Source organism: Occallatibacter sp. FHG110214_02 (assembly GCF_059115385.1).
This window is the reverse complement of record NZ_JBZYWK010000013.1, coordinates 1-22584: the sequence shown is the minus strand read 5'-3', so window position 1 is coordinate 22584 and position 22584 is coordinate 1. Positions and strand designations below refer to the sequence as shown.

Annotated in this window: 17 protein-coding genes, 1 tRNA gene and 1 pseudogene; 13 read left to right on the top strand and 6 right to left on the bottom strand. The window is 60.6% G+C overall.

Going from position 1 to position 22584, the window contains the following annotated elements:
* Positions 1–78: 78 nt before the first annotated feature.
* Entirely contained in the window at positions 79–597 is a 519-nt protein-coding gene (locus AC5S3R_RS12795) for a superoxide dismutase family protein (RefSeq protein WP_494267428.1), read from the top strand.
* Positions 598–788: 191 nt separating this feature from the next.
* The gene (gene ggt / locus AC5S3R_RS12790; RefSeq protein ID WP_494267427.1) at positions 789–2480 is read left to right on the top strand and encodes a gamma-glutamyltransferase; all 1692 of its coding nucleotides are present in this window, start codon (positions 789–791) and stop codon (positions 2478–2480) included.
* 79 nt (positions 2481–2559) lie between these two features.
* On the opposite strand, the gene AC5S3R_RS12785 is transcribed toward ggt, so the two are convergent.
* Together AC5S3R_RS12785 and AC5S3R_RS12780 are read right to left on the bottom strand one after the other, a co-directional pair.
* A complete protein-coding gene (locus tag AC5S3R_RS12785; RefSeq protein ID WP_494267517.1) occupies positions 2560–3603 on the bottom strand; it encodes a threonine aldolase family protein in 1044 nt (347 codons plus the stop codon).
* Positions 3604–3778: 175 nt separating this feature from the next.
* Positions 3779–4747, bottom strand: coding sequence for a hypothetical protein (locus tag AC5S3R_RS12780; protein ID WP_494267426.1), 969 nt, complete (start codon positions 4745–4747; stop codon positions 3779–3781).
* Between the two features lie 162 nt (positions 4748–4909).
* Between AC5S3R_RS12780 and AC5S3R_RS12775 the strand changes: the two genes are divergently transcribed.
* Positions 4910–5614 (top strand): hypothetical protein, encoded by a 705-nt coding sequence (locus tag AC5S3R_RS12775; protein WP_494267425.1) that lies wholly within the window; start codon positions 4910–4912, stop codon positions 5612–5614.
* 67 nt (positions 5615–5681) lie between these two features.
* Here the strand turns inward: AC5S3R_RS12775 and AC5S3R_RS12770 are convergent, their stop codons facing one another.
* On the bottom strand, positions 5682–5849 hold the full coding sequence (locus AC5S3R_RS12770; RefSeq protein WP_494267424.1) for a hypothetical protein: 168 nt from the start codon (positions 5847–5849) through the stop codon (positions 5682–5684).
* Between the two features lie 217 nt (positions 5850–6066).
* On the opposite strand from AC5S3R_RS12770, the gene uvrA reads away from it, so the two are divergent.
* The 3 genes from uvrA (at position 6067) to pyrE (ending at position 10838) form a co-directional block, all read left to right on the top strand.
* Positions 6067–9129, top strand: coding sequence for an excinuclease ABC subunit UvrA (gene uvrA, locus AC5S3R_RS12765; protein WP_494267423.1), 3063 nt, complete (start codon positions 6067–6069; stop codon positions 9127–9129).
* The gene (locus AC5S3R_RS12760) at positions 9126–10058 is read left to right on the top strand and encodes a CPBP family intramembrane glutamic endopeptidase (RefSeq protein WP_494267422.1); all 933 of its coding nucleotides are present in this window, start codon (positions 9126–9128) and stop codon (positions 10056–10058) included. The genes uvrA and AC5S3R_RS12760 overlap by 4 nt, the downstream gene beginning before the upstream one ends.
* A 171-nt stretch (positions 10059–10229) precedes the next feature.
* The gene (gene pyrE, locus AC5S3R_RS12755) at positions 10230–10838 is read left to right on the top strand and encodes an orotate phosphoribosyltransferase (protein WP_494267421.1); all 609 of its coding nucleotides are present in this window, start codon (positions 10230–10232) and stop codon (positions 10836–10838) included.
* Between the two features lie 218 nt (positions 10839–11056).
* Here the strand turns inward: pyrE and AC5S3R_RS12750 are convergent, their stop codons facing one another.
* Both AC5S3R_RS12750 and AC5S3R_RS12745 read right to left on the bottom strand, forming a co-directional pair.
* The gene (locus tag AC5S3R_RS12750) at positions 11057–14587 is read right to left on the bottom strand and encodes a UvrD-helicase domain-containing protein (protein WP_494267420.1); all 3531 of its coding nucleotides are present in this window, start codon (positions 14585–14587) and stop codon (positions 11057–11059) included.
* Positions 14574–17216: a PD-(D/E)XK nuclease family protein gene (locus AC5S3R_RS12745; RefSeq protein WP_494267419.1), complete on the bottom strand. Its 2643-nt coding sequence runs from the start codon at positions 17214–17216 to the stop codon at positions 14574–14576. The genes AC5S3R_RS12750 and AC5S3R_RS12745 overlap by 14 nt, the downstream gene beginning before the upstream one ends.
* Positions 17217–17255: 39 nt before the next feature.
* On the opposite strand from AC5S3R_RS12745, the gene AC5S3R_RS12740 reads away from it, so the two are divergent.
* The 5 genes from AC5S3R_RS12740 to AC5S3R_RS12720 all read left to right on the top strand — a co-directional run bounded on the left by AC5S3R_RS12740 (position 17256) and on the right by AC5S3R_RS12720 (position 21773).
* Positions 17256–18158, top strand: a complete 903-nt coding sequence (locus tag AC5S3R_RS12740; RefSeq protein ID WP_494267418.1) for an SCO family protein — start codon at positions 17256–17258, stop codon at positions 18156–18158.
* A 74-nt stretch (positions 18159–18232) separates the two neighbouring features.
* Positions 18233–18601, top strand: coding sequence for a hypothetical protein (locus tag AC5S3R_RS12735; protein ID WP_494267417.1), 369 nt, complete (start codon positions 18233–18235; stop codon positions 18599–18601).
* A gap of 4 nt (positions 18602–18605) precedes the next feature.
* Complete coding sequence (locus AC5S3R_RS12730; protein WP_494267416.1) at positions 18606–20501, top strand: ABC transporter ATP-binding protein; 1896 nt, start codon at positions 18606–18608, stop codon at positions 20499–20501.
* Between the two features lie 195 nt (positions 20502–20696).
* A complete protein-coding gene (locus AC5S3R_RS12725) occupies positions 20697–21512 on the top strand; it encodes an IclR family transcriptional regulator (protein ID WP_494267415.1) in 816 nt (271 codons plus the stop codon).
* A gap of 184 nt (positions 21513–21696) precedes the next feature.
* A tRNA-Asp gene (locus AC5S3R_RS12720) sits at positions 21697–21773 on the top strand.
* Positions 21774–21816: 43 nt separating this feature from the next.
* Here AC5S3R_RS12720 and AC5S3R_RS12715 read toward each other — a convergent pair.
* On the bottom strand, positions 21817–22176 hold the full coding sequence (locus tag AC5S3R_RS12715; RefSeq protein WP_494267414.1) for a tyrosine-type recombinase/integrase: 360 nt from the start codon (positions 22174–22176) through the stop codon (positions 21817–21819).
* Between the two features lie 51 nt (positions 22177–22227).
* Here AC5S3R_RS12715 and AC5S3R_RS12710 point away from each other — a divergent pair, with 51 nt between their 5' ends.
* Both AC5S3R_RS12710 and AC5S3R_RS12705 read left to right on the top strand, forming a co-directional pair.
* Positions 22228–22392, top strand: a complete 165-nt coding sequence (locus AC5S3R_RS12710) for a transposase (RefSeq protein ID WP_494267413.1) — start codon at positions 22228–22230, stop codon at positions 22390–22392.
* A pseudogene (locus AC5S3R_RS12705) lies at positions 22347–22584 on the top strand (integrase core domain-containing protein); the annotation flags it as partial. The gene AC5S3R_RS12710 and the pseudogene AC5S3R_RS12705, both read left to right, overlap by 46 nt.

The window sequence follows — 22584 nt, the reverse complement described above, 5'->3', positions numbered from 1 at the left end:
CTAAAACCCTTGTCCCTTTTCCCTCTGTCCCTTTGTCCCTGCTATCATTCCCTCCGTACCCATCCCCGGAGGTCCTTTATGCGCACTCGAATTCTTCCTCTGCTGCTCTGCTTTACCGCAGCTACATTCGCCCACGCAGCCACCAAGTCGGCGCATGCCGATATCGTCAACGCGCAAGGCGCAACCATCGGCCATGCCAAGCTGAAAGCTACCGCCGACGGCGTAAAAGTCTCCGTTGCCGTCACGCAACTCACGCCCGGCGAACACGGTATCCACATCCACAACGCAGGCAAGTGTGATGCCCCGGCCTTCACAACCGCAGGTGGCCACTTCAACCCGACAACGGCGCACCACGGCATCCACAACGCGGCCACGCCCAACCCGCACATTGGCGACTTGCCCAACCTCACCATTGATGCGAGCGGCAAAGGCAAGCTCAGCTTTGTAGCCAAGGGCGCAACACTCGGAGAAGGACCTAACTCACTCTTTCACGATGGCGGAACGGCGCTCGTTATTCACGCCAAGGCAGATGACCTGATGAGCGACCCCTCCGGCAACTCCGGCGACCGCATTGCCTGCGGCGTCATCCAGCAGTAAGAGCTTCTCAAGCTCGCAGTGGAAAGGCACGGCCAAAGCTGTGCCTTTTTCTGCATGCAATCAAGCCAACCGAATTTTCTAAGATATGCTTGTTCCAATCGAACTATTAGAAAACCGAGCCGCAAGAAGCAAGAACCAGCTCGCGCCAGTTTCTTACTCCCCTTAGTCCCATCTCATTTCAAGGAAACCCAATGAAACGTCTCGCGTCTCTGGCGGTACTGTTCCTTTGTTGCACGACGGCCCTTCTCGCGCAGTTCGCTTCTGTTCCCGGCACTGCGCGCTCCATGGTCGTCTCCAAATTCGGCATCGTCTCCACGCCGCAGTTCCTGGCCTCGCAAGCGGGTGCGCACATCTTGGAAGAAGGCGGCAACGCCATTGATGCGGCCATCGCAGCCAACGCGGTCATGGGCGTTGTACAGCCCTACGTCAACGGCATCGGCGGAGATCTCTTCATGCTTTACTACGAGGCCAAGACCGGCAAGCTCTACGGCCTCAACTCCAGCGGCTGGACGCCGAAAGCCCTCACCATCGACTACCTCAAAGCTAAAGGTGTCACGGCCATCAATCCCATCGGCGTCGAAACCATTGATGTGCCCGGCGCAGTTGCCGGATGGGACGCGATGCGCACCCGCTTCGGCTCCTTGCCCTTCAGCCAACTCCTCGCGCCCGCCATCTACTACGCCGATAACGGATTTCCGCTCGCCGAGCGCAATGCCCGCTACTGGATCGCCAAAAAGCTCCTCACCCAGCCCGGCTACAAGGAGACTTTTGTGCCCTGGGCCACACCGCCCAAGCCCGGAGATCTCTTCAAGAATCCCGCACTTGCCAACTCGCTCAAGCAAATTGCCGCACATGGCCGCGACGCTTTCTACAACGGCGCCATGACGGAAATGATGGTGAAGTTCCTCAACGCGCAAGGCGGAACGCACACGCTTGAGGACTTCCGCGACTTCCAGCCCGAGTGGGTTGAGCCCGTCTCGACGACGTATCACGGATGGACCGTCTACGAGCTTCCGCCCAACGGTCAGGGTGTCGCCGCGCTCTCCATGCTCAACATCATGGAGCACTTTCCCCTCGCGCAATACGGCCACAACTCCGTCGATGCGCTGCACGTCATGATTGAAGCCAAGAAGCTCGCCTATGCCGACATGTACAAGTACGTCGGCGACCCGCGCTTCACGCAGGTTCCGGTCAAGCAACTCATCTCGAAAGACCTCGCCGATAAGCGTTACAAGCTCATCGACCCAACCAAGGCATCCTGCCAGGTTGTGCCGTCAGAGATCGAAGCCGAACTCGACAAGCACGGCAACTCGACCATCTATCTCTCCACCATCGACAAGGACGGCAACATCGTCTCGCTCATCCAGAGCAACTACGCAGGCTACGGCACCGGCTTTGTCGCTCCCGGCCTTGGCTTCTCTTTCCAGAACCGCGGCGCGGGCTTCCAGCTTACGCCCGGCCTGCCCAACTCGCTCGCCGGACACAAGCGCCCGCTCCACACCATCATTCCTGCCTTCATGGAGAAGGGCGACATGCACATCGGCTTCGGCATCATGGGCGGTTGGAACCAGGCGCAGGCCCACGCGCAGTTTGTCTCCAACATTGTGGACTTCGGCATGAACCTGCAGGCCGCTCTCGAACAGCCTCGCTTTACCAAGGAGACCTTCGACGGTTGCGATGTGCTGATGGAGCCCATGATTCCTGAAGAGATTCGCAATGGCCTCACGCAACGCGGCCACAAAATTCAGGTCATTGATCCGTTTTCCTTCACCGTAGGGCAGGGAGCAGCCGTGGCTCACGACAGCACGCGTGCAGTTAACTTCGCCGCCGGCGACCCCCGCTCCGACGGCGCAGCCATCCCGCAAGGACCACCAATCAAGTAACTTGAAGAACGCTACATTTTGCGCTGCAAAAGAAAGAGAGGGACGCTTCAAGCGTCCCTCTCTTTTCCTCTTCAGAGCACTAAACGCTAGCCACCGTTGCAGAAGCCAACACCGCACCCAGCGCCGAAATCGCTGTTTCGCAATCCTCGCGGCTCACATCATGATGCGTCACCATGCGCACCGCATCCGGACCGAAGGCGCTGCACAAAATCCCCTCCGCCTTCAGCTTTGCAGCCAACTCCACAGCCTTCACCGCGCCCGTTAACCGGAAGATGACGATGTTGGTCTCCACAGTCGTCGGATCAATCGCAACGCCGTCCATCTTCGACAGCGCCTCTGCCAGCAGCTTTGCATTCGCGTGGTCCTCGCCAAGCCGCTTCGGCATCTCTTCGAGAGCAATCAGTCCTGCAGCCGCCAGCACGCCCACCTGCCGCATGCCGCCGCCCAGTGCCTTGCGATAAAGCCGCGCCTGCTCCATCAACTCCGCAGAGCCAACCAGCACAGACCCAACCGGAGCACACAGCCCCTTCGACAGGCAGAACATCACCGTATCAAAGCCGCTCGTCAGCTCCTTCACATCCACACCCAGCGCCGTAGCCGCATTGAAAATCCGCGCTCCATCCAGGTGCGTCGGCAGCCCGCGCTCCTTCGCCCCATCCCAAATCTCTTCCAGTACGGGAACCGGAGTACAGCGCCCGCCTGCAAGGTTCGCCGTATTCTCAATCTCAATCAGCCCTGTAGCCGCGCGAAACCCTCCGCGCTTGAACAGTACCGGCTCAATATCCTTCCACCGCAAAATCCCGTCGCCCGTCGGCACAGCGCGAATCGTCGCGCCCGCAAAGACCGCCGTCATTCCCATCTCCCAATCGAGAATGTGCGCCCGCGATTCGCAGACAATCTCCTGCCCCGGCTGCGTATGTAGCTTCAGCCCAATCTGGTTGCCCATTGTTCCGGTAGGCACAAACAGCGCCGCCTCACGCCCAAAGACCTCCGCCGCACGCTTCTCCAGCAGGTTGACAGTAGGGTCCTCGCCATAAACATCATCGCCAACCTCAGCGTTAGCCATAGCTGCGCGCATCGCAGCCGTAGGACGAGTCACAGTATCAGAACGAAGGTCAATCAGGTGAGGCAAGTGAAGCTCCTTTCAAAAGCAGGGACTAGGGACATAGGGACTAGTATTTTGTACCGCAAGCGGCCTGGCTTGTTTTTGAAAATTGTTTATTGGTGCAAAAGTGCTCTCGACCACAAAGCCGATGCTTTTCCTAGTCCCTATGTCCCTAGTCCCTACGTCCCTGCATTTACGGAATTCTATTCATCGGCAACTCCATAATCGGAGTGATCTTGCCGCCATTCGACGAGTAAGCCCAGAAACCATGGAAGCTGCCGCGCAGCACCGGCTGCGCCTTCAAAAGCGCGCTCATCACCGTCGTAGCTTCCGTACGCAGAGCCGCCTGGTCCGTCACGCCTGTCGATTCATACACCACGCCAAGGTCCGCCTCATGCGCCGCCGTGTCAAAGTGTATGGAGTCAATCTTGAAAGTCCGGTCGCCCGCCTGCACGTTATATGGAAACGTAGGCGCACCCGCAATCTGCGATTGCTCCGTATTCAGCTTGTCGAGATTCGGCGACGAAAGAAAATCCACCGGAACCAGCAGCGTCCGCGCCGCGTCGTACGCGTAATAGGCTGCCCACGGAGCACCAGACCGCGACGCCTCGCGTGCCCGCTGCCAGTAGTAAACGCCGTCATGCCCGTCAAGCTGCCCAGGCCGCACAAACAACCCACCCAGCTTCCACGCGCCGGCATCCAGCCCAAGCACCAGCCCAATCTGTCCCGCCATTGGCGCGCCCGCCGCATCCGCCAGCACCACCGCATACTTGCCCGGCGGCAGCGACCGCATGGAAATCGTCACGGTCATCGCGCCATTCGCACTGGAGCAGAAAAACTGCGTATCCGCGGCAGCCGTGAGGCTCGTCGCATCCAGCAGATACAGGTTCCGCAACTGTGTCTGCCCGCCCTTTACAAAGGCCGAGCCAATCTCCGCCGTATCGCGAATCCCATCCCACTGCCCCGTAACCGAAGGCAGCAGAGAAGCCTGCAATCCTGCCGTATCGCCCTGCACTACCGCCGTCGTAAGCCTTTGTCCCGCCAGCGCCAGCGCACTGCGGTCAGCCGCCGTCAGTCCCGCCTGCGTTGTGCAGGTTACCGCCAGCCCCGCCACCGGAGCGCAAACCAGCGCGCTCAACGCCAGCAAGCACCGGGCAGCCATTCTATCTATCGCAATATGCATCAAAAATAACTCCAACACGAAAGCCCGCATGCGAGCGTTCGGTAACCACTGCTAGTCTAGTACACAGACGCGTAGCCGACTGAATGTGCGAATTTTGACGCGCACCTCCGTCTAAAGAAAGCAGCAGGGAAGCGAACCGCAGTGCCACATACGCCCAACAATCCGCGAACCGGCAAGCTGCTGCTCTTTGCCGCAGCGCTCGCATTGGCCTGCCTTCATGCTCCTGCGCAGACCGCGCCCAAGCCCTCGCCCGCACAGCCCTTCGCTCCGCGTAATACATCGGTGCCGGCCTTCGGCGGCCAGGCTCAGTCCGCCCCAGTCGCAGCTCCTGCGCCCAACTGGCCGGTGAATCAAACCCCCGCGCCCGCGCAGATCAAGTGGGACAGCCAGGGCCTCCGCGTCAGCGCCGCCAACTCCAGCCTCCGCCAGATTCTCACGGAAATCTCCACCCGCACCGGCGCAAAACTGGAAGGCCTGACCGGCGACGAGCGTGTCTTCGGTGAATACGGCCCCGGCCCCGCCCGCGAAGTTCTCGCGCAAATCCTCCACGGCTCCAGCTACAACATCATGCTCATCGGAGACCAGGGGGAGGGAACTCCCCGGCAAATCGTGCTCAGCCGCCGCACTGCAACGGCCAGGGCCGCGCAGCCCAACGCCACCCCCAACTCCGAGTCACAAGACTCTGACGACGATTCCGCCGACCCCACACCGGAAGAGCCGCCACAGCCTCAGCAGCCGCCGCAACCCGCGCAGCCTCCAGTGCCGCAGCAGCCCGGAGAGACCACTCCCGGCCCACGCCGCGTAGGAGTTCCCATCCAGCCGCCACCACAGCAGCCGCAGGAATAAGCTTTTTCAATCAAAATAGGAGCCGCCGCACAGAACCGTGCGGCATAAGGTGGAGCCTGAATCTAAGTTAGAGTGCCACTTCAGGCTGTGGCTTCACGGCAACGGCTTCGTTCGCACTGCGCGGCTTCATCAGAGCAAATGCCGACCAGAAAACTCCATACGCTGCAAGAACACCAAGCGCCATGGCGCCCACGCATGCGCAAACTACCATCAACAAATTCACTGCGTCCGTCATCACTAGCCTCAGGGGAGAGTCATTCCAGCGTCTTGTTCTTATCGGCCACCGTCCGGAAAGCTTAAATCCGGTTCTGGTGCTCGTCTGCATTCTCGCAGATTTTGCGCTTCGTTGACCCTCTATTCTGTTGACAACTAAAATACCTCTGTAATCTTGCAATCCGGCTGCTTTATAGGATGCTACCGCGCTCCGTCCGCGTTGCCTGATGTGACTCCCTATGGCCATTACACACATTTCCGTACGCGGAGCGCGCCAGCACAATCTCAAAGACATCAGTGTGCGCATCCCCCGAAACACCCTCACCGTGGTCACCGGGCTCTCCGGCTCCGGCAAGTCCTCGCTCGCTTTTGACACCATTTATGCCGAGGGCCAGCGCCGTTATGTCGAGACACTTTCGGCCTATGCACGCCAGTTTCTCGACCAGATCGAGCGCCCGGACGTGGACTCCATCGAAGGCCTCAGCCCGGCCATCTCCATCGAGCAGAAGACCACCAGCCGCAGCCCCCGTTCGACCGTCGGCACCATCACGGAAATCTACGACTACCTCCGCCTGCTCTATTCGTCCGTCGGAACCCCGCACTGCCCCAACTGTGGCCGCCCCATCGCCCGCCAGACCGCCGAGCAGATCGTCCAGCGCATCCTCCAGCTAGGCAATGGCGAGCGCGTCACCATCATGGCTCCCGTTGTCCGAGGCCGAAAGGGCGAGTTTAAGGATTTGCTGGATCAGATTGACCAGCAAGGCTTTCGCGCCCGCGTCGATGGCGAAATGCGCGACCTCTCCGAGCCCGTTCAACTCGACCGCCGCAAGAACCACAACATTGAAGCGGTAATCGACCGCATCCTTCTCAAGCCGGAAAGCGCCGCTTCCGCATCCAGCTCTCTCCTGCCCGCCGCAACGCAAAAGCTGGCCGCGCAAACTGGAGTTAAGACGACAGCGGCAGCAACCGCCACCGGCAAGCAGAGCCTCGAAAAGCGTCTCGACGCTGCCGTTTCCAAGTCACTCCAAATGGCCAACGGCTTGGTACTCGTCCTGCTCTCCAACGGTGAGGAACAGCTCTTCTCGTCCTCCATGGCCTGCCCCGACTGCGGCCTCGACGTACCCAAGCTCGAACCCCGCAGCTTCAGCTTCAACTCCACCTTCGGTGCATGCCCCGAGTGCCACGGCCTCGGCTCGCTCTACGACTTCGACCCCGCCAAGGTCATCACCGACTGGTCGAAACCGTTGTTAGACGGCGGCCTCGGACCCGGAAGCTCCTCGCAATACCTGCTGAAGCTGCTCAATCTCGCCTCGCAAAAATACAGCATCGATCTCAAGACACCTTTTGAGGACCTGCCCGCCCGCCAGCAGCACATCCTCGTCTATGGCCCTCCCAAAGGCGACGCTCCGCGCACCGGCTTCCACGGCATCCTGGCCTATCTCCGCAACTCCGTAGAAGAAGCCAATTCAGACGGTTACCGCGAGTACATGATGCAGTACATGAGCGCCACGCCCTGCCCGGTCTGCCGCGGCAAGCGCCTGCGTCCGGAATCGCTGGCCGTCAAAATCAACAACCTCTCTATCGCCGACTTCACTGCGCTCCCGCTCAACCGCGCCTTCACCGCAGCGGCAGAACTCAAATTCAACGACCGCGAAGCCCTCATCGCCGAGCGCATCCGCCGCGAAGTCGTCGAACGTCTCGATTTTCTCTGCGCCGTCGGCCTCAACTATCTCTCGCTCGACCGTAGCGCCGCCACTCTCTCCGGCGGCGAAGGCCAGCGCATCCGCCTAGCGACACAGATCGGTTCCCGCCTCCGCGGCGTCCTCTACGTCCTCGACGAGCCATCCATCGGCCTCCACCAGCGCGACAACACCCGCCTGATCGGCGCACTCGAACAACTCCGCGACCTCGGCAACACCGTCCTCGTCGTCGAACACGACGAAGACACCATCCGCCACGCCGACTACGTCCTCGACCTCGGCCCCGGCGCAGGCCGCCTTGGCGGAGCCGTCGTAGCCGAAGGCACGCCCGACGAAATCATGGCCGCCCCCGACTCGCTCACCGGCAAATATCTTAGCGGAGCCATCGAAATCCTCCAGCGCGAGAAGCCCCGCGAACTGAGCGGCAAGTGGCTCACCCTCACCGGCGCCCGCGAGCATAACCTGCAGGAAGTCAAAGCCCGCATCCCGCTCGGCGTCATGACCGTGGTGACAGGCGTAAGCGGCAGCGGCAAAAGCACGCTTATCAACGACATTCTCTACCGCTCGCTCGCGCAAAAAATCTACGGCTCCCGTGAAGAGCCCGGCTCCCACGACGACCTCACCGGCGCGGAACAGCTCGACAAGGTAATCCGCATCGACCAGTCGCCCATTGGCCGTACCCCGCGCTCCAATCCCGCGACCTACACGCAGGTCTTCGGCCCCATCCGCGACCTCTTCGCGATGCTCCCCGAATCCCGCGAACGCGGCTACAAGCCCGGCCGCTTCAGCTTCAACGTTGCCGGAGGCCGCTGCGAAGCCTGCGAAGGCGACGGCCAACGCCGCATCGAAATGAACTTCATGCCGGACGTCTACGTCCAGTGCGAAGTCTGCAATGGCCGCCGCTACAACCAGGAAACCCTCGCCGTAAAATTCCACGGCCACTCTATCGCCGACATCCTCGAGCTCACCATCGAAGACGCGCTGACGGTGCTCAAAGATGTCCCCACCGTCAACCAGAAGCTGCAAACACTGGTCGATGTAGGCCTTGGCTATGTGCACCTCGGCCAGAGCGCGACGACACTCTCCGGCGGCGAAGCCCAGCGCATGAAGCTGGCAAGGGAGCTAAGCAAGCGCCAGACAAGCCGCACCCTCTACGTTCTCGACGAACCGACGACAGGCCTGCACTTCGACGACGTGCGCAAGCTTCTCGAAGTCCTGCACCGCCTCACCGACCTCGGCAACTCCATCGTCATCATCGAGCACAACCTCGACGTCATCCGCAACGCTGATTGGATCATCGACCTCGGCCCCGAAGGCGGAGAAAACGGTGGCCGCCTCGTAGCGGAAGGCCGTCCCGCACGCGTCGCATCGGTCGCGGAGTCCTTCACCGGCCAGTTCCTCAAGCGCTACTACGCCTCGCATCAAGGCCATCTGGCGGAGCTTCCCACCGACGCCGCCATGATCGCTCTGGCTGACGCTCCCGCCGCAGCGGAGCCCGAACCCGAGCCGAAGAAGCCAGCCGTAAAACGCAGCGCAGCGAAATCAGCTCCCGCAAAGAAAGCTGCCAAAAAGACCGCAGCCAAAAAAGCGGTGCGCAAATGACCGGCGAGCCAATCGACCCATCCAGCGAACAGCCCGACTTCACGCTTTCCCCCGCCGCCACGCCGCCGGAAAACTCGTTCCTCGCCAATTACGCCTCCGAACCGGAGCATCCCGCCCCGCCCATGCGGTTTCCCAACTTCGCGGACGTGGCCCTTGCCTCCATCGTGCTCATCGTCTCCGGCCTTCTCTCGATGGTGCTTACACGTGCCGCCCTGTACTTGCATCTTTTCGGCGTCACCACCCTGCAGCAAGCCCAAACGGAAATCCATTACAGCCTCGGCAGCCAGACCGCCTGGTACCTGTTTTCGCTCATCAGTTTCGTCGTCATCTTCCCCAGCTTCTGGCACACCAGCTTCTTCGCTGGCGTCGAGTGGCGCATCTCCACAGCCCTCCGCATGCGCTGGCATCTCTTCAGCGCCGCAGCTTTCTGCGTCGTCCTCGCCATCGTGGACAGCATCGCCATGCCCGGCCCTCAAAACGCCCCCATCGACGAAGTCTTTCACCGCAAAGACGCAGTATGGCTTCTGACCATCTTCGGCACCACCTTTGCGCCATTCTTCGAGGAGCTGATCTTCCGCGGCCTCCTGCTCCCCGCCTTCTGCACAGCCTGCGACTGGGCCGTCGAGCGCTTTACCCACCGCCCCGCGCCATGGCCTGACGCCGAAGGCCGTACCCAATGGACGCTCCCAGCCATGGCAGTAGGCTCCGTCCTCACCAGCATCCCCTTTTCGCTCATGCACTTCGCGCAAAACGGAGGCTCCATCGGCCCCTTTCTCTTGCTTGTCGGAGTCAGCATGGTTCTCTGCTGGGTACGCTTAAGCACGCGCTCCCTTGCAGCCAGCACCCTGGTACACGCCAGCTACAACCTCCTGCTCTTTGCCCTCATGTTCGCCAACACCGACGGCTTCAAGCACCTCGACAAGGTATAAGGGAATGTCCTGTTCAAGTTAGTGGATAACGAGAGTACAGGGCACGACTGGTAGGCCGGGGATTTATCCCGGCAATCAAGACCTGAAAAGAGCACTGGGCTTTAGCCCCTGAGGTTCAGCTTTTCTGCACCCTGTAGCCCGCACCCTGTCCCCTGTTTACAATCAATCTCGATGACCACCACGACCAACGCCACGCAGCTTCTCAATCTCCTCTCCCGCATCAGCTTTAAGCTCGGCAGCTTCAAGCTCTCCTCCGGCGGCACCAGCGACTACTACATCGACTGCCGCACCACCACGCTGCATGCCGAAGGAGGCCGCCTCACCGGCCACGCCATCCTCGACCTGCTGACAGAGAAGGGAATCAAGCTGGACGCCGTAGGCGGCCTGACCATGGGTGCCGACCCCATCGTCTCGAACGTTGCGACAGCAAGCGCGCAGCGCGCCATTGAGAAACCCGGCTCTTCGCTAATCCAGGGCTTTCTCGTCCGCAAAGCCGAAAAGGCTCACGGCACCGGCCGCCGCATCGAAGGGTTCCTGCAAGAAGGAGCCAAAGTCCTCATTGTGGACGACGTCTGCACCACCGGCGCATCGACAATCAACGCCATCGAAGCCGCCCGCGAGTCCGGCATGCAAGTCGCCGCCGTAGTCTGCATCGTAGAGCGCCAGGAAGCGAATGGCCGCCCCGCCGTAGAAGCCGCCGCGCAGGGCGCACCTTTCTTTAGCCTCTTCACCGCCAACGACGTCCGCGCCGCCCACATAGCCCAGCTCGAAAAGCAGTAGCACAAAGCTAGGTAAGCAGCAGGCAAAGGTAGGCCGGGGATTTATCCCCGGCAACAAACCAACCAAAAGAAAGAGGGGCTTTAGCTCCTGAGGTATACGGGTGCGGGTGCCCCACTCATGCGCGCTTTTGCGCATGGGTGGGATATCTACAGCCTTTGCTTTTTATAGCTTTTGCTTCTTATCTAAAATCCTGTACCCCGCACCCCTTACCCTGCCTTCTACGCTTCCCACCAATCCATCTTCCCCATCCGCGGATAATACAAGCCGCATCGAACCGCAGCCCCATCCCCATGCAGCAGCCTCAACACCCGTGCATAAAGCTCAAGCTGTGCCGCAAAAACCTTCCGCAACTCAGACAACTCCACATCCAAATGCGCCGTCTTGTAATCCACAATCCACCAAACGCCATCCCCGTCAGTCAGCGGAGCATCACCAGCACGAAACACCCGGTCCGCCTGCACCGTACGCAGCTTCCCATTCAGCACACCCGCCCACCGTGTCTCGCTCGCTGCACCCGCATGCGGCGAAAGAATCCACCGCGCAGCCTCATCGTCTGCAGCCCGCAGCGCAATCGCCAGTGCCTCCGCACCAAGCCCCTCCGCCTCAGCCTTTTCCACACCCGCCGCCCGAATCTGCGCCACAACTCGCGGCACAAAACTCTTCAGCGAATCCTTCACCGCATCCCAATCCAGCGCGACCTGCAACCGCGCCATCTCTTCCATCAACGCATGCACCGCCGTTCCCAGCGCCCGTGACAACAACCCGCCCTCATGCCGCGAATAGAGCCTCTGTTCGCCCAGCCCAATTACCTCAGCCTGTCGCGAATCCGCCGCCATTACCGGAGCCACATAATCCGAAGACAACCGCCGCAACATCGTCGCTTTCTCCGCAGCCTTCGCTTCGACCTCATCCACCTCACGAGGCTCCCACTCCGCAAATCGCGCTGCAACCTCTTCGCTCAAAGCAGGCCAGGCCGTAGCCAGCAAACTCCCCAAAGGCTCCACCAACTCTCGTTCGTCGTCCGTCTCCCTGTACTCAGGCCGAGCAAACAGGTGCAGCTCCTCGCGAGCACGCGTAGTCGCCACATATAAAATCCGCCGCATCTCCTGCAGCTCCCGCGACCGATACACGCCATCTACCCAGCCCTTCGCCAGCCCGCGGTCTTCTCCTTTTGATTGCTGCGGCGCAACCAGGAACTCCGTAATCTCTCCGGACTCATCCGCATCTGCAACGCCGCGCTCCAGCCACGCCATCATGCGATGACTCGTCACCATCCCCCGCGCCTGCAACTCCGGCACAATCACAACCTCAAACTCCAGTCCCTTCGACTTGTGAATCGTCATCAGGTGCACGCCGCAGTCGCTCTCCGCTGCTGGATCAGGTTGCGCTGTCAACTTCGCAATCGCCGCATCCAGCGCGCCTCCCAGCAAATCCGCTTCCCCATCCGGCAACGCATCCAGGCAACCCCACAGCAGCTCCAGATTTTCCCGCGCTGCCGCATCCACGCACCCCGCGCCACCCAGCCGCAGCCAGATTTGCTGCAGCCACGTCCCCAGCGCACTCACCGGCAGAGCCGCCGCATCTTTCAACACAGCCATCAACCGAGCAACCGCCCTCTGCCCCTCGTCACTCAGCAAATGCACCCGTTCGCGCAACAACTCCGGAACCGCCCGCCGCCGAACCGCTGCATCATCCCCACTCGTCAACAAATACAAATCTTCCAGCGACAATCCACACCACGGCGCACGCAGCACACCCAGCCACGCCACGCGATCCTCGCCATTCTTAAACGCCTTAGCCAGAGCCAGCGCATCCAGAACCTCTGGCCGCTCACCCAGCCCCTCCAAATCCACCGCAACAAACCGAATCCCCGCTGCCCGCAACGCCGCCGCTACCGGAGCCAGCGCAGGCCGCGTTCTTCCCAGCACAGCCACGCGATACTTCCCGCCACTCCTACGAGCTTCTTCCATCCGCTCCGTATGGCTCGCAATCAGCGCAACAATCTCGCGCACCTGCGCCTCACCCGCAGCCAGCCGTATGCTTTTTGCGTTGTCATCCGCATTCCTCTTCACCTGCGGAACAAACTCAAGATGCAGATGCAGTCTCTCCGCGCCGTCCGTTTCAGCCCGTGCAGGCTTTGCCTCAGAGAACGTTATGCCGCTTCCATCCCGCACGCCAAACACCTGCGCAAATGTGTCATTCAGCTTCTCAACAAGCTCCGGTGCAGTTCGGAAGTTGGAAGACAGTGGCGCAAACGTAAAGCGATGCGCATCATGATCCGGCAACTCCAGCCCAAGCGTCCGCACCCGCGGAAACAACTCCGCATCCGCATCGCGAAAGAAGTAAATCGACTGCATCGGATCGCCGACAACAAACACCGTCCGCTCCGCCGTATCACCGCCCCACGCCGCCACAAGCTTGGCAATCAACTTATGCTGCTTGCGGCTCGTATCCTGAAATTCATCCACAAGCAGATGCCGAATCCGCCCCGCAATCTCAATCGCCGCATCTGTCGGAAGCTCTGTTACCTGGTCCCACAGCACAGCCTGTGCAATCTGCGAAATTTCGGTGTAGTCCACCACTCCCGCATCGGCAAAGGCCGCCTTCAGTTCTCCCGCCGCATGCCGCAGCAGCGTAAAGCACGCCCGCACAATCTGCCAATCCTCTTCCGTATATCGCGCGGGAGGCAGTTCCCGCAGCCCTGCAAGCCTCTCGTCTAATCCCGTTAGCTCTTCAAGCCTGCTCAGCAATGCAACAAGCCGCTGCTTCTCGCTCTTCGCCTCCGGAGGAAAGCCAATCCCAACATTGATTCCACGCGGCTTCCGAAAATCTCCATCATTTGTCAGCAAGAGCTTTGCAAGGTCGAGATAAGCATGCCGCGCTGCATTCAACGCATCCGCATCTTCAAAAGGCCCATGCGGCAACTCCGCAAGTTCCGCAACATTCGCATACAGCTCATAGTTCTTCTGCGCGCATGCAAACCGCGCTAGCTCCAGCGCCTCATCTTCCAGCTCCGGAGCAGCGCCAAGCAGCCGCGACACGCCACTCAAAGCCTCTGCAACCGCATTCGCAAATGGGCGCTCCAGCCTCTCACGAAGCGCATCCCAATCCTGCTCCCGTTCGAGAACAAAATCCTGCATCCAGCGGTCGCGCTTCGCCAGCATCTCCACTAGCTGCTCTTCCACGTCCTGCCAGTTGTTGTCGCGCCACACCAGCAGCGCCTCAATCGCTGCCTGCAACTCCGCACTGCCCACGCCAAGCGCGCCAAGAGTATTTCGCGCCGCCAGCCGATACAACTCCTCCGGCTGTTCCGCAATATCCAATCCGCCACCAAGCCCGGAAAGCAAAGGCTGTTGTATCGCCAGCTCGCGGCAAAACGAATCAATCGTAGAAATCCTCAACTGCGAAGAAAGCTCCAGCAGATTCCATCCCAACAGTTGCGACCGCTCCAAAGCCCGCGCCGCAAACTCACTCACCTGCGCATCAGCTTCGTTCACTTGCCCAGCAGCAGCCTTCTCTAACTCGGCAAGAATGCGATGCCGCATCTCAGCCGCAGCAGCCTTGGTGAAAGTAATCGCAACAATCTCCGCAGGATCATTCACTTGACTCAACAGCCGAAGAAATCGCTTCGTCAGCAGGGAAGTCTTACCCGAACCCGCAGGAGCCTGCACCAGCACTGAGCAGTTTGGAGCCAAAGCCTGCTCTCTCTGCTGTTGGTCAGGAGGAGTAACGCGCTCAACCAGCGTCATAAGCAGCCTCTTCCTCTTCCACACTCATCACCGCATCCTGCTCATACACACGGCACACCGCCTGCAGCCCGCAGTTCTCACACGTCTTCGGAAAATCCCTCGGATCAACCTCCGCCTTCCCCGCAAGAAAATCCCTCGCCAACTGCTCAATGCCGTCGCGCCAATCCAGCAGCTTCTCCCCTGTCAGCGCATTCTTCACCAACCCTGACGTGCCCTTCAGCGTCTCAAACAGCGTCGCCTTCGCATCTCCCACGCAACCGGCAAACTCGTTCTGTCCTGCGCTCACCTTCGCAAACGCCAGCCCGCCCAACTCGCTTCCCTCCGGTAGCGCAAACCCCGCATACAGCGGCAACTGCACATCCTCCGCCCGAGGCATCTCCCACTGCTTCGGTCCAACATTGCCCGTCTTGTAATCAATCACCAGCAGCGACCCATTGTTCAGCACATCCACACGGTCCAGCCGCAGGCTCAGCGTAAGCCCCGCAATCGTGACCTCTTTTTTTACCTCGGTTGCTTCCACAGAGAAGGGAAGCCGTGCTGCCTCATAGTTCAGCCACTCCGTAACCAGCCGCACTAGCCGCGTCGCTTCCAGTTCCAGATACCGCTCCGGCATCTGCTCCTTCACACCAGCCGGAATCTTCTCCCGCATCACCGTCCGCACATGCCCATCAACAAACTCGCGCAAATCGGCAATCGCCCGCAACTCCTCCAGCGTGCGAATCCCACCCGTCTCCGCCCCACCCCATACCGCGTGCATCACCTCATGCAGCAGATTTCCACGCATCAGCGCCGTCAGCCCTGCCTCCGCTGCATCCCATCCCCGTGCCTCCAGCCTCGCCGTGGCAAACGCCTGGAACGGGCACTGAGACTGCGCCGTCAACACTGCCGAGCCGCCGTGTACGCCGTTCTCCGCAACCACACGCAGCGGAACACAACCAGCATCCCGCACAACCTCCGTCCGCAACTCTGCTGCGGCCAACTCTACATTCAGCGTCTTTGCCTCACCCGCAAGCTGCGTCACCAACCGCGAAGCCCTCGCCTCCACGCCATCCTTCTGCCGCGCAAAACTAAACCGCATCGTCGCAGCCGACCCCATCAACCGTTCCGTAACCGTCCGCGCCAGCTCCGCATCCAACTGCGCCGTAGCATGCGGCATCTTCGCCGTCTTCTGCACCTCCGCAGGAATCAACGGATGCAGCGCCCCTCTCTGCGGCCACGCATCCTCATCCACTCCCGCAAACCAAGCTGCATCCGCAACCAGCCCAGCCGACTCCGCAGGCCCCGCAATCAACACCGGAGCCTCCTCCGACTCCGCCGCAAACAGCGTCGTCTCCGCCGCATGCCCCAGCTCTTTCAAAAACGTCCGCCAATCCACGCGCCGCCCATCAAACCCCAGCGACCCGCAGGCATCCAGCGCCCGCTCCCACCGCTTCACCGCCTGGTAATCCGCGCTCGTTGCTTGTACTCCCGGCCAGCCCATCGCCTCCAGCAATCGCGGAACCACCGCGCACCACTCCACCGGCGCAAGCCTCTTCGCACTCTCTCGCAAAATCCCCCGCGCTGCCTCCACGCGTTCGACCCAACCCTTCGGCAATCCCTTTTCGTGCAGCCAGGCTGTCAGCGACCACTCCGTCCGCTCCCGCCCTCTTCTTCTCACTTCCCGATGCGCCCTCTGCAGACCCGCGCGCTCTTCCGCCGACCCAATCCAGGGCGAAGAAAAAATCCAATCCACCTCGCGCTCTTCCATCTCGCCATCCAGCCACCGCAACATCAGCAGCGCACTCCGCACCAGCGCAACAGAAGCCAGCGGCACGCCGAGCGAAAACTCAAAATCCACGCCTTCACGCAAAAACGCCCGCTCAATCTCCCCGCGCCGCAACTTTGCATCCTGCGTAACCACCAGCAACCGCGCATCCGCATGCGTGTCCAACTCACGCTTGCACCACGCCGCACAAGCCGCCAGCTCCGCCTGCACATCCGCCGCCGCAAAATAAGCCACATCTCCCGCCGCTGCACCCTCTGGCGCTAAACTCCATGTGCCCCACGCATCCAGCACATCCCGCTGCACCGGAGTCACCCGGTCAAACCCCACCAGCAACAGCGCCTCACGCCCATCCGCGTCTTCTCTCAGTAGGGAACCCAACTCCACCGCCACCCGAGCCGCACCGACCACCTCATTCGCCGCGCAAGTCGCATCAAACTCTTTCAGCCATTCGCTGAACGCCCCAGCATCCTGCAGCCAGCTCCGCCTCTTCCCGCCATCCAGATAACCCGGCGCATACCCGCACAGCAGCGCATGCGCCTCCATCGCCAGCCCCGCCAGCCTCCGCAGCGGTCCATCCAGCAGCGCAGCGCCATGTCCGCTCGCGGCAATCACCTTCACCCACAGCGACTCTTCCTGCAGCGCATTCAGTACCAGCCGCCCGTCAGCACACCGCACCAGCCATTCACCCTCCGCAAACGCGCCCCAGGCCTGCACCGCCGGAGCCACCCACGCCGCCAGCCCTTCCTTACGCCGCTCCCGGTGATACGCCTCAAGCACAGCACGCGCCGCGCGGTCGCTCGACGCCACCACGCGCCCGCCCTCGTGCAGCCACTTGTTCACATCGTTTTCCAACCTGGTCCCCATGTAGGAATCCTATCCGCAAACCCGGTAGTACACTGTTGAGTGATTCGCCGACTTCTTCCTACCGCGTTTCTAGCCACGGCCTTGCTCGCCGGATGCCACACGGCACCCAGCCCCACCGCCGTAGCCTCAACCAACTCTTCCTACAAAACCTACAAGCTCCGCGGCAAGGTTCTCTCCGTCAACCTTTCCACGCAGGAAGCCACAATCGCCCACTCTGCCATCCCCGGCTTTATGGAAGCCATGACCATGCCCTACAAGGTCAAGGACGCCAGCGTCCTCAGCGAGCTCCACGCCGGCGATACCATCACCGCCGACCTCGAAGTCTCCCAGCACGACGACGCCGACATCTTCCTCGACCACATCGTCGTCGTAGCGCAGTCCCGCCCCGACTACAAACCCACCAGCATCTACCACGTCCCCACCCCAGGCGACCCCGTCCCCGACTTCGCGCTCCGCAACCAGGACGGCCACCCCATCCATCTCGCGCAGTTCCACGGCCAGCAGCTTCTCATCACCTTCATCTACACCCGCTGTCCAGTTCCCAACTTCTGCCCGCTCGTCACGCGCAACTTCGCCCATCTCAATGAGCGCATCGCCGCCGACCCCGCCCTCAGCGGCAAAACGCATCTCCTCTGCGTAAGCTTCGACCCCAAAAACGACACCCCCGCCCGCCTCCGCGCCTATGGAGCCCAATACATCGGCAGCGACTCCAAAGAAGCCTTCGCCCACTGGGACTTCGCCGTCCCCACCGAAGACGTGCTCCACAAAATGGCCTTGTTCTTTGACATAGGCCTGACCCCCGGTGAAAACGACACCATCACCCACACGCTTTCCACCACCCTCATCGGCCCCGACGGCAAAGTTGTCAACTTCTACCCCGGCAACGACTGGACAGTCGATCAAGTCTTCGCCGACGTAAAACAATCCGCCGCTCGCAGCTAATCTTCCTTTGCATCGCAGTCATCGCTCGCACATCTACTTGATATGCTGGCGATGCACCCTACGGAGCCCCATTCATGGCAAAAATCACCATTCTCTTCGCAGTCCTCTTAATAGCCCTCGGCCTCATCGGATTTATCGGCACCGGCAGCATCCACCCCACCGCCCTCATCCCCACCTGGTTCGGAATCGCCCTCGGCATTGGTGGCTTCTTATCCATGAGCCCCAGCGAATCCCGCCGCAAGCTCTTCGCGCACATCAACGTTACGCTCGGCCTTCTCGGCTTCCTCGGAACCATCACCGGCCTCATCCATTTTCTGACCGGCAAGCTCGGAGAAAATCCGCCCGCCACGCAGGCCAAGGCCGCCATGTCCGCCCTGTGCCTCATCTACGTCATTCTCTGCGTGCGTTCCTTCATCGCCGCACGCCGCACCGGAAAGGTCTAGCTTTATGGGCACCATGCGCCACGGAGGAGGTCTCGGCAACCTGCGCGCCGAGCGCACAGGAGGCCGCCAGATGCGCGCCGGCGCAACTAGCGGCGATGCCCCCAAAAAGCCCAAGCCCAGCCTCAGGAAAATCTGGCCGCAGGCCGCCGCGCTCATCGCCCCGCGCAAAGGCCTGCTTCTCACCGGCCTCCTGCTCATGGTCGTCAACCGCATGGCCGGTCTGGTCATGCCTTACACGACAAAGCCGCTGCTTGACAAGGCCTTCTTAGCCACCGGCAGCGCCCTACTCCCTAAGCTCATCGCCCTCGTCTTCAGCGCCATGCTCGTGCAGGCCATCACGTCCTACGCGCTCACGCAATTGCTCTCCAAAGCTGGCCAGCGCCTCATCGCAGAAATGCGCCGCAACGTGCAAAAGCACGTAGGCCTCTTGCCTGTCGCCTACTACGACGCCAATCGCACCGGCAATCTCGTCTCGCGCATCATGACAGACGTAGAAGGCGTCCGCAACCTCGTCGGCACCGGCCTCGTCGAGTTCCTCGGCGGACTGCTCACCGCCATCCTCGCCTTCATCTTCCTTCTGCATAAATCCGTAGTCGTCACGCTGACTGTATTCGCCGCGTTAGCAGTATTCGTCTTCATCCTGCAATACGCCTTCAAAACCATCCGCCCCATCTTCCGCGAGCGCGGCAAAATCAACGCCGAAGTCACAGGCCGTCTCACGGAATCACTGGGCGGAGTCCGCGTCATCAAGGGCTACCACGCGGAAGCTCGCGAGCATGAAGTCTTTGCTGCCGGAGTAGGCCGCCTCCTCGACAACGTAATGAAGTCCCTCACGCTTACCAGCGTCATGTCGTCCGCATCGACAACCATGATGGGCCTCGTATCAGGCTTAGTCATGTGGCTCGGCGGCCACGCCGTGATCCACGGCCAATGGACCACCGGCGACTACTTCCAATACAACATGTTCCTCGTCTTTATGGTCGCCCCCATGATCCAGATAACGAACATCGGCACGCAGCTTACAGAAGCCTTCGCCGGCCTTGACCGCACTGCGGAAATCATGTCCGAGCTGGAAGAAAACGCCGCCCCCGAGCGCACCGAAAGGATGCCCCCCATCCAGGGTTACGTCGAATTCCAAAACGTAGAGTTCGCCTATGAGCCGGAAAAGCCCGTCCTCCACGGCATCAGCTTCGCTGCTACTCCGGGCAGCGTAACCGCGCTCGTCGGCTCTTCCGGCTCTGGGAAATCCACCATCATCAGCCTGCTTTGCGCCTTCCATGTACCCACATCCGGCAGCATCCTCGTCGATGATTTCGACCTCTCAAAAGTTGACCTCAACACATTCCGCAGCCAGCTTGGTGTAGTTCTGCAGGAGTCCTTCCTCTTTGACGGTTCCATTCGTGAGAACATCATGTTCTCCCACCCCGAAGCCACCGAAGAACAATTCCTCGCCGCCTGCAAAACAGCCAGAGTCGATGAATTCGCTGAGCGCTTCCCCGAGCAGTACGAAACCATCGTCGGCGAGCGCGGCGTCAAGTTAAGCGGCGGCCAGCGCCAGCGTCTCTCCATCGCCCGCGCACTCCTGGCCGAGCCAAGAATCCTCATCCTCGACGAAGCCACCAGCTCCCTCGATTCCGAATCCGAATCGATGATTCAAGAAGGTCTCGCCCAGCTCATGCAAGGCCGCACCACCTTTGTCATCGCCCACCGCCTCTCCACCATCCGCCGCGCCGACCAGATCCTTGTAGTAGAGCAGGGAAGAATCATAGAGCGCGGCAACCATGACGAGCTATACGCCCTCGGCGGTCGTTACTACGACCTCTACACCCGCCAGCACGGCCTCGAAACCAACCTCTTCCTGGCCCCTGGCGAAGGCGACAAAATAGAAACCCGCTCCTGATCCCACCAACCTCCCGTGCCCCATCCTTCGAGCGCTTTTTGCTAGAAGGATGGGGCACATCCATATCCTCACTTCTCCCAAACATCCCGCCCCATTATGGGAAACGTTTACCTGTCCAAATTCCTCCACGCATTGACACACGCTACCGCAATCTGGAACACTAAGCTCATCCATTAGGCGAAACGGGAGTCCATAATGCGAGACGCAGCTACCCACGGCACCTACAAGGTGCAAGCCCTTGACCGGGCCTTTGCCGTTCTTGATCTCCTTGGTGAAAGCGACACGCCGCTCGGCCTGGCGCAGGTAGCCTCATCCCTTCAACTGCATAAAAGCACCGCCCACCGCTTCCTCATGGTCCTTGAGCGGCATCACATGGTGGAGCGCACCGGCAACGGCAAATTCCGCCTCGGCCTGCGCTTGTTCGACTTCGGCAACCGCGCCATCGAGCAGTACGACCTCCGCGACCGCGCCCAGCCTCACCTCCGCCGCCTCGTCACGGAGACGGAAGAAACCGCCCACCTCTGCATTCTTGAGGCTGCTCACGTCATTTACATCGACAAGATCGAGCCCGCCCGCTCCGTCCGCATGATTACCCGCATCGGAGCCAGCAACCCGGTCCATTGCACCTCGGTCGGCAAAGCCATCCTGGCCTTCATGCCGGAAGAGCGCATCAACGAAGTCATCCGCCGCACCCGCTTCGAGCGCTTCACCCACCGCACCATCGCCACTCCGGAAGCACTCCGCACCGAAATCGAAAAGACCCGCCGCCGCGGCTACGCTGTAGACGATGAAGAATTGGAAGAAGGCCTCCGCTGCATCGCCGTGCCCGTGCTCGACGCCCAGCGCCAACCCGTTGCCGCAGTCAGCGTCTCCGGCCCGTCCTTCCGCGTCACCGCGCAAAAGCTGCCGTCCATTGCCAACCATCTTCTGCAATGCGTCCGCGGCATCTCGGCAGACATGGGCTTCATCTCCGGTGCTCGCAGCAACCGCGCCACATGGTCCACAAACTAAATAGCAAAGCTTTACAGAATCGTGTCAGAAGCTTGCGCAAACAGCGCAAGTTTCTGATACACTCAATCATGTTGCAGCAATGAGAAAGCGCCCTCAGCGCACCTTGTTGCCAACCCACGCAGTTGGCCGTAAAGCTCCCAGATCGTTAGATTTGGTTCGAGCAAAATAATCCGGCAAAACAAGTGGGGACGTAGCTCAGTTGGTTAGAGCGCCGCCCTGTCACGGCGGAGGTCGCGGGTTCGAGCCCCGTCGTCCCCGCCATAAACCAGATAGAATCAAGGGTTTATGGCGATATCCATATCTTTCAGTTGCCTAAGTTGGGTGCCGGTGGGTTCGAATGCGCCCCGCCTGAAATTAGAGCCGAAAATGCTAGGTTCTGCGCCGTGCGTTTCTCTGTGCTGACGGCCTGTTGATAAATCCTCATCGTGATGTTCGGATTTGCATGGCGAAGCCGTTCTTGGGTTGTCTTGATGTTGACTTCGAGAGAGCCGAGCAGTGTCGCGAGCGTGTGACGGAAGGTGTGGTAACCCACCTGTTTCGTTACGCCAACCTTCTGCAATGCTGGCCGAATCTCACGTTTCAAAATGCTGTCGGGCGAAATGGCCTGTTTGCCATTCTTCCGAATGGACGGGAAGAGAAAATCATCCTCTTGATCTGCTCCCAAATTTCCGCACAGACCGGAATATGATTTTCGTATTCAGAGGGTGAGCGGGAGATGTCGAAGAGCAAGCACAGTGAAGCGCGGATGATTGGTGCGCTGAAGCAGTTGGAGGCGGGCCGGAAGGCCGAGGATGTAGCCCGCGAGATGGGCGTATCCAAGCATACGATATGCATCGCGGCGCGCCGCTATCGATTCGCTGCGATAATGGCCCGGAGCTGACGAGTCGCCATTTCCTGGCCTGGGCGATTGAGAACAAGGTTGAGCTGGTGCATATTCAACCGGGCAAGCCGACGCAGAACGCTTATGTGGAGAGCTTCCACGGACGGCTGCGGGAGGAGTGCCTGCGGATAAGCTGGTTCCAGAATTTATTCGACGCCAGAAGAAAGATCGCGGCCTGGCGGCATGACTACA

What these genes read in the sequence shown, in the direction of transcription:
- AC5S3R_RS12795 (WP_494267428.1), top strand. Translation starts at nt 79, where the DNA reads ATGCGCACTCGAATTCTTCCTCTGCTGCTCTGCTTTACCGCAGCTACA.
- ggt (WP_494267427.1), top strand. Translation starts at nt 789, where the DNA reads ATGAAACGTCTCGCGTCTCTGGCGGTACTGTTCCTTTGTTGCACGACG.
- AC5S3R_RS12780 (WP_494267426.1), bottom strand. Translation starts at nt 4,747, where the DNA reads ATGGCTGCCCGGTGCTTGCTGGCGTTGAGCGCGCTGGTTTGCGCTCCG.
- AC5S3R_RS12770 (WP_494267424.1), bottom strand. Translation starts at nt 5,849, where the DNA reads ATGACGGACGCAGTGAATTTGTTGATGGTAGTTTGCGCATGCGTGGGC.
- uvrA (WP_494267423.1), top strand. Translation starts at nt 6,067, where the DNA reads ATGGCCATTACACACATTTCCGTACGCGGAGCGCGCCAGCACAATCTC.
- AC5S3R_RS12760 (WP_494267422.1), top strand. Translation starts at nt 9,126, where the DNA reads ATGACCGGCGAGCCAATCGACCCATCCAGCGAACAGCCCGACTTCACG.
- pyrE (WP_494267421.1), top strand. Translation starts at nt 10,230, where the DNA reads ATGACCACCACGACCAACGCCACGCAGCTTCTCAATCTCCTCTCCCGC.
- AC5S3R_RS12750 (WP_494267420.1), bottom strand. Translation starts at nt 14,587, where the DNA reads ATGACGCTGGTTGAGCGCGTTACTCCTCCTGACCAACAGCAGAGAGAG.
- AC5S3R_RS12745 (WP_494267419.1), bottom strand. Translation starts at nt 17,216, where the DNA reads ATGGGGACCAGGTTGGAAAACGATGTGAACAAGTGGCTGCACGAGGGC.
- AC5S3R_RS12735 (WP_494267417.1), top strand. Translation starts at nt 18,233, where the DNA reads ATGGCAAAAATCACCATTCTCTTCGCAGTCCTCTTAATAGCCCTCGGC.
- AC5S3R_RS12730 (WP_494267416.1), top strand. Translation starts at nt 18,606, where the DNA reads ATGGGCACCATGCGCCACGGAGGAGGTCTCGGCAACCTGCGCGCCGAG.
- AC5S3R_RS12725 (WP_494267415.1), top strand. Translation starts at nt 20,697, where the DNA reads ATGCGAGACGCAGCTACCCACGGCACCTACAAGGTGCAAGCCCTTGAC.
- AC5S3R_RS12710 (WP_494267413.1), top strand. Translation starts at nt 22,228, where the DNA reads ATGTCGAAGAGCAAGCACAGTGAAGCGCGGATGATTGGTGCGCTGAAG.